The 5,542-nt window shown below is 57.5% G+C and carries 3 rRNA genes; all 3 read right to left on the reverse strand.

What is annotated here, in order from left to right:
• Positions 1–12 precede the first annotated feature (12 nt).
• The 3 genes from rrf to PSH03_RS22795 all read right to left on the reverse strand — a co-directional run bounded on the left by rrf (position 13) and on the right by PSH03_RS22795 (position 5,222).
• Positions 13–129 (reverse strand): 5S ribosomal RNA (rrf, locus tag PSH03_RS22785).
• A gap of 85 nt (positions 130–214) precedes the next feature.
• Positions 215–3,323 (reverse strand): 23S ribosomal RNA (locus tag PSH03_RS22790).
• A 384-nt stretch (positions 3,324–3,707) separates the two neighbouring features.
• A 16S ribosomal RNA gene (locus PSH03_RS22795) occupies positions 3,708–5,222 on the reverse strand.
• Together the 16S, 23S and 5S rRNA genes form the textbook arrangement of a ribosomal RNA operon.
• Positions 5,223–5,542: the final 320 nt, after the last annotated feature.

The following is a 5,542-nucleotide window of genomic DNA, read 5'->3' on the forward strand; positions in this document are numbered from 1 at the left end:
ATCTGGAAGATTGTCCGGCGGCGTCCTACTCTCCCACACCCTCACGAGTGCAGTACCATCGGCGCTGGAGGGCTTAGCTTCCGGGTTCGGAATGTAACCGGGCGTTTCCCCTCCGCCATGACCGCCGTAACTCTATGAACATATCAAACAACCCCGGCACACAATCACGGGTGTTCGCTTGTTCAGAGTTGCACAGTGGACGCGTAGCAGCTTAGTAGTCAAGTCCTCGGCCTATTAGTACCGGTCAACTGAACCCGTTACCGGGCTTACATTTCCGGCCTATCAACCCAGTCGTCTAGCTGGGGGCCTTACCCCACAAAGTGGGTGGGATACCTCATCTTGAAGCAGGCTTCCCGCTTAGATGCTTTCAGCGGTTATCCCTTCCGAACGTAGCTAACCAGCCGTGCCCTTGGCAGGACAACTGGCACACCAGAGGTTCGTCCGTCCCGGTCCTCTCGTACTAGGGACAGCCCTTCTCAAGTATCCTACGCGCACGGCGGATAGGGACCGAACTGTCTCACGACGTTCTAAACCCAGCTCGCGTACCGCTTTAATGGGCGAACAGCCCAACCCTTGGGACCTGCTACAGCCCCAGGATGCGACGAGCCGACATCGAGGTGCCAAACCATCCCGTCGATATGGACTCTTGGGGAAGATCAGCCTGTTATCCCCGGGGTACCTTTTATCCGTTGAGCGACACCGCTTCCACTCGCAAGTGCCGGATCACTAGTCCCGACTTTCGTCCCTGCTCGACCTGTCAGTCTCACAGTCAAGCTCCCTTGTGTACTTGCACTCAACACCTGATTGCCAACCAGGCTGAGGGAACCTTTGGGCGCCTCCGTTACCTTTTAGGAGGCAACCGCCCCAGTTAAACTACCCACCAGACACTGTCCCTGAACCGGATAACGGTCCGAAGTTAGATACCCAAATCAACCAGAGTGGTATTTCAAGATTGCCTCCACCCATACTGGCGTATGGACTTCACCGGCTCCCACCTATCCTACACAAGCTAATTCGAGTACCAATGTCAAGCTATAGTAAAGGTCCCGGGGTCTTTCCGTCCTGCCGCGCGTAACGAGCATCTTTACTCGTACTGCAATTTCGCCGGGCCTGTGGTTGAGACAGTGGGGAAGTCGTTACGCCATTCGTGCAGGTCGGAACTTACCCGACAAGGAATTTCGCTACCTTAGGATGGTTATAGTTACCACCGCCGTTTACTGGCGCTTAAGTTCTCCGCTTCGCCCCGAAGAGCTAACAGGTCCCCTTAACGTTCCAGCACCGGGCAGGCGTCAGTCCATATACATCGAATTACTTCTTCGCATGGACCTGTGTTTTTAGTAAACAGTCGCTTCCCCCTGCTCTCTGCGGCCATACAACGCTCCACCCGCGCGGGGCTTCACGTCTCCGGCCCCCCTTCTCCCTAAGTTACGGGGGCAATTTGCCGAGTTCCTTAACCACAGTTCGCCCGATCGCCTCGGTATTCTCTACCTGACCACCTGTGTCGGTTTGGGGTACGGGCCGCTAAGAACTCGCTAGAGGCTTTTCTCGGCAGCATAGGATCACTGACTTCACCTGAATCGGCTCGGCATCACGTCTCAGCCTTCATGTGTTGCGGATTTGCCTACAACACGGCCTACACGCTTACCCCGGCACAACCACCGGCCGGGCTCAGCTACCTTCCTGCGTCACCCCATCGCTTGACTACTACCCATCAGGTTCCCACGCTCCCTCAGCTCAGTCCGAAGACCTCACCAAGTTCGGGTGGTTAGCACAACGAGGTTCATCAGGGACGCTCTTTCGCGGGTACGGGAATATCAACCCGTTGTCCATCGACTACGCCTCTCGGCCTCGCCTTAGGTCCCGACTCACCCAGGGCGGATTAGCCTGGCCCTGGAACCCTTGGTCATCCGGCGGAAGGGTTTCTCACCCTTCTTTCGCTACTCATGCCTGCATTCTCACTCGTGCCGCGTCCACAACTGGGTCACCCCGCTGCTTCACTCGCGGCACGACGCTCCCCTACCCATCCACACACCTGCACAAGGAATCAAGTCCAAGCGAGGATAAAATGTGAATGCCACAGCTTCGGCGGTGTGCTTGAGCCCCGCTACATTGTCGGCGCGGAACCACTTGACCAGTGAGCTATTACGCACTCTTTAAAGGGTGGCTGCTTCTAAGCCAACCTCCTGGTTGTCTATGCGACCCCACATCCTTTTCCACTTAGCACACGCTTAGGGGCCTTAGCTGGTGATCTGGGCTGTTTCCCTCTCGACTACGAAGCTTATCCCCCGCAGTCTCACTGCCGCGCTCTCACTTACCGGCATTCGGAGTTTGGCTGATTTCGGTAAGCTTGTGGGCCCCCTAGACCATCCAGTGCTCTACCTCCGGCAAGAAACACGCGACGCTGCACCTAAATGCATTTCGGGGAGAACCAGCTATCACGGAGTTTGATTGGCCTTTCACCCCTAACCACAGGTCATCCCCCAATTTTTCAACATTGGTGGGTTCGGCCCTCCACGCGGTCTTACCCGCGCTTCAGCCTGCCCATGGCTAGATCACTCCGCTTCGGGTCTAGGACACGCGACTGAATCGCCCTATTCAGACTCGCTTTCGCTACGGCTCCCCCACACGGGTTAACCTCGCCACATGCCACTAACTCGCAGGCTCATTCTTCAAAAGGCACGCCGTCACCCCGCAAGGCTCCGACGGATTGTAGGCGAACGGTTTCAGGTACTATTTCACTCCCCTCCCGGGGTACTTTTCACCATTCCCTCACGGTACTTGTCCGCTATCGGTCACCAGGAAGTATTTAGGCTTACCAGGTGGTCCTGGCAGATTCACGGCAGATTTCAGGGGTCCGCCGCTACTCGGGAACACCCACAGAAGGTCAGCAACTTTCACCTACCGGACTCTCACCGTCTACGGTCAGCCATTCCAGACTGTTCGACTAGCCACTGACTTTGTAACTCCTCGAGCGCATGTCAGTACACTCAGCGGGGTCCCACAACCCCGACCACGCAACCCCTGACAGGTATCACACGCAGCCGGTTTAGCCTCGATCCGCTTTCGCTCGCCACTACTCACGGAATCACTAAATTGTTTTCTCTTCCTACGGGTACTGAGATGTTTCACTTCCCCGCGTTCCCTCCACACACCCTATGTGTTCAGGTGTGGGTGACACCACATGACTGGTGCCAGGTTTCCCCATTCGGACACCCTGGGATCACAGCTTGGTTGACAGCTCCCCCAGGCCTATCGCGGCCTCCCACGTCCTTCATCGGCTCCTGGTGCCAAGGCATTCACCGTTCGCCCTTGACAACTTGACCACAAAGATGCTCGCGTCCACTGTGCAATTCTCAACAAACGACCAACCCACAACCCGATCCGCCCCACACCAAACCCAGCCCCCGAAAGGACCAACGGTATGTGGGGCCAGGCCATGCCTGGCAGACTTCCAGCCCCCACACAGGAGGCCGGCGCGTCTCTGAAACAACAACCAATGGTTGTTCCTTCAGGACCCAACAGGGTGCTCACATTCTCCCCCAGCCGCACCAACAGCATCCGTTCCCACCACCCGAAGATGGCTGTACTAAGCGCCGCCGGCCGTTGCCAGGGCAAAACTTGCCAGTGTCTCCGCCATTCGAGCACCCCGACCCAACATTCGTGGGCCGCGGGCTCCTTGCACCCTTTCGGGTGAAGGTGCTCCTTAGAAAGGAGGTGATCCAGCCGCACCTTCCGGTACGGCTACCTTGTTACGACTTCGTCCCAATCGCCAGCCCCACCTTCGACGGCTCCCTCCACAAGGGTTGGGCCACCGGCTTCGGGTGTTGCCGACTTTCGTGACGTGACGGGCGGTGTGTACAAGGCCCGGGAACGTATTCACCGCAGCGTTGCTGATCTGCGATTACTAGCGACTCCGACTTCACGGGGTCGAGTTGCAGACCCCGATCCGAACTGAGACCGGCTTTTTGGGATTCGCTCCACCTCACGGTATCGCAGCCCATTGTACCGGCCATTGTAGCATGCGTGAAGCCCTGGACATAAGGGGCATGATGACTTGACGTCATCCCCACCTTCCTCCGAGTTGACCCCGGCAGTCTTCGATGAGTCCCCGCCATAACGCGCTGGCAACATCGAACGAGGGTTGCGCTCGTTGCGGGACTTAACCCAACATCTCACGACACGAGCTGACGACAGCCATGCACCACCTGTGACCGCCCCCGAAGGACCTCACATCTCTGCGAGTTTTGCGGCCATGTCAAACCCAGGTAAGGTTCTTCGCGTTGCATCGAATTAATCCGCATGCTCCGCCGCTTGTGCGGGCCCCCGTCAATTCCTTTGAGTTTTAGCCTTGCGGCCGTACTCCCCAGGCGGGGCGCTTAATGCGTTAGCTGCGGCACAGGAAACCGGAGAGGCCCCCCACACCTAGCGCCCAACGTTTACAGCGTGGACTACCAGGGTATCTAATCCTGTTCGCTCCCCACGCTTTCGCTCCTCAGCGTCAGTATCGGCCCAGAGACCCGCCTTCGCCACCGGTGTTCCTCCTGATATCTGCGCATTTCACCGCTACACCAGGAATTCCAGTCTCCCCTACCGAACTCTAGCCTGCCCGTATCGACCGCAGGCTTGGAGTTGAGCCCCAAGTTTTCACGGTCGACGCGACAAGCCGCCTACGAGCTCTTTACGCCCAATAAATCCGGACAACGCTCGCACCCTACGTCTTACCGCGGCTGCTGGCACGTAGTTGGCCGGTGCTTCTTCTGCAGGTACCGTCACTCTCGCTTCGTCCCTGCTGAAAGAGGTTTACAACCCGAAGGCCGTCATCCCTCACGCGGCGTCGCTGCATCAGGCTTCCGCCCATTGTGCAATATTCCCCACTGCTGCCTCCCGTAGGAGTCTGGGCCGTGTCTCAGTCCCAGTGTGGCCGGTCGCCCTCTCAGGCCGGCTACCCGTCGTCGCCTTGGTAGGCCATCACCCCACCAACAAGCTGATAGGCCGCGAGCCCATCCCAAGCCGAAAAACTTTCCACCACCAGCCATGCGGCCAGCAGTCCTATTCGGTATTAGCCCCCGTTTCCGAGGGTTATCCCAAAGCTTGGGGCAGGTTGCTCACGTGTTACTCACCCGTTCGCCGCTCGAGTACCCCGAAGGGCCTTTCCGCTCGACTTGCATGTGTTAAGCACGCCGCCAGCGTTCGTCCTGAGCCAGGATCAAACTCTCCAACAAAAAATTAGTTGAACAGCATCCTGACAACAAACAAATGTTGCCAAAGGAATCCCAACCAGCCAGCAAAAACTGACCAGTCCGGGGTATAAATCATAATTGGCACTGGCTTTACAAGCACCCTGTTGAGTTCTCAAAGAACAACCACACACCGACCAGAAGCCCCACCACAGTGGAACCCCAACCGGGGCTAATTCCCGCTCCCACACCCGGCGCTTTCAGCGCCAGGCACTTTTACTACGTTACCCGCTCGTTTCCGCCGTGTCAAACCGATATTTCGCGGTTCGCCATGCTTCAACCCGATAACGCGGGCACCATGTCGC

It is taken from the genome of Micromonospora salmantinae (assembly GCF_022230905.1).
GTDB lineage: Bacteria > Actinomycetota > Actinomycetes > Mycobacteriales > Micromonosporaceae > Micromonospora > Micromonospora salmantinae.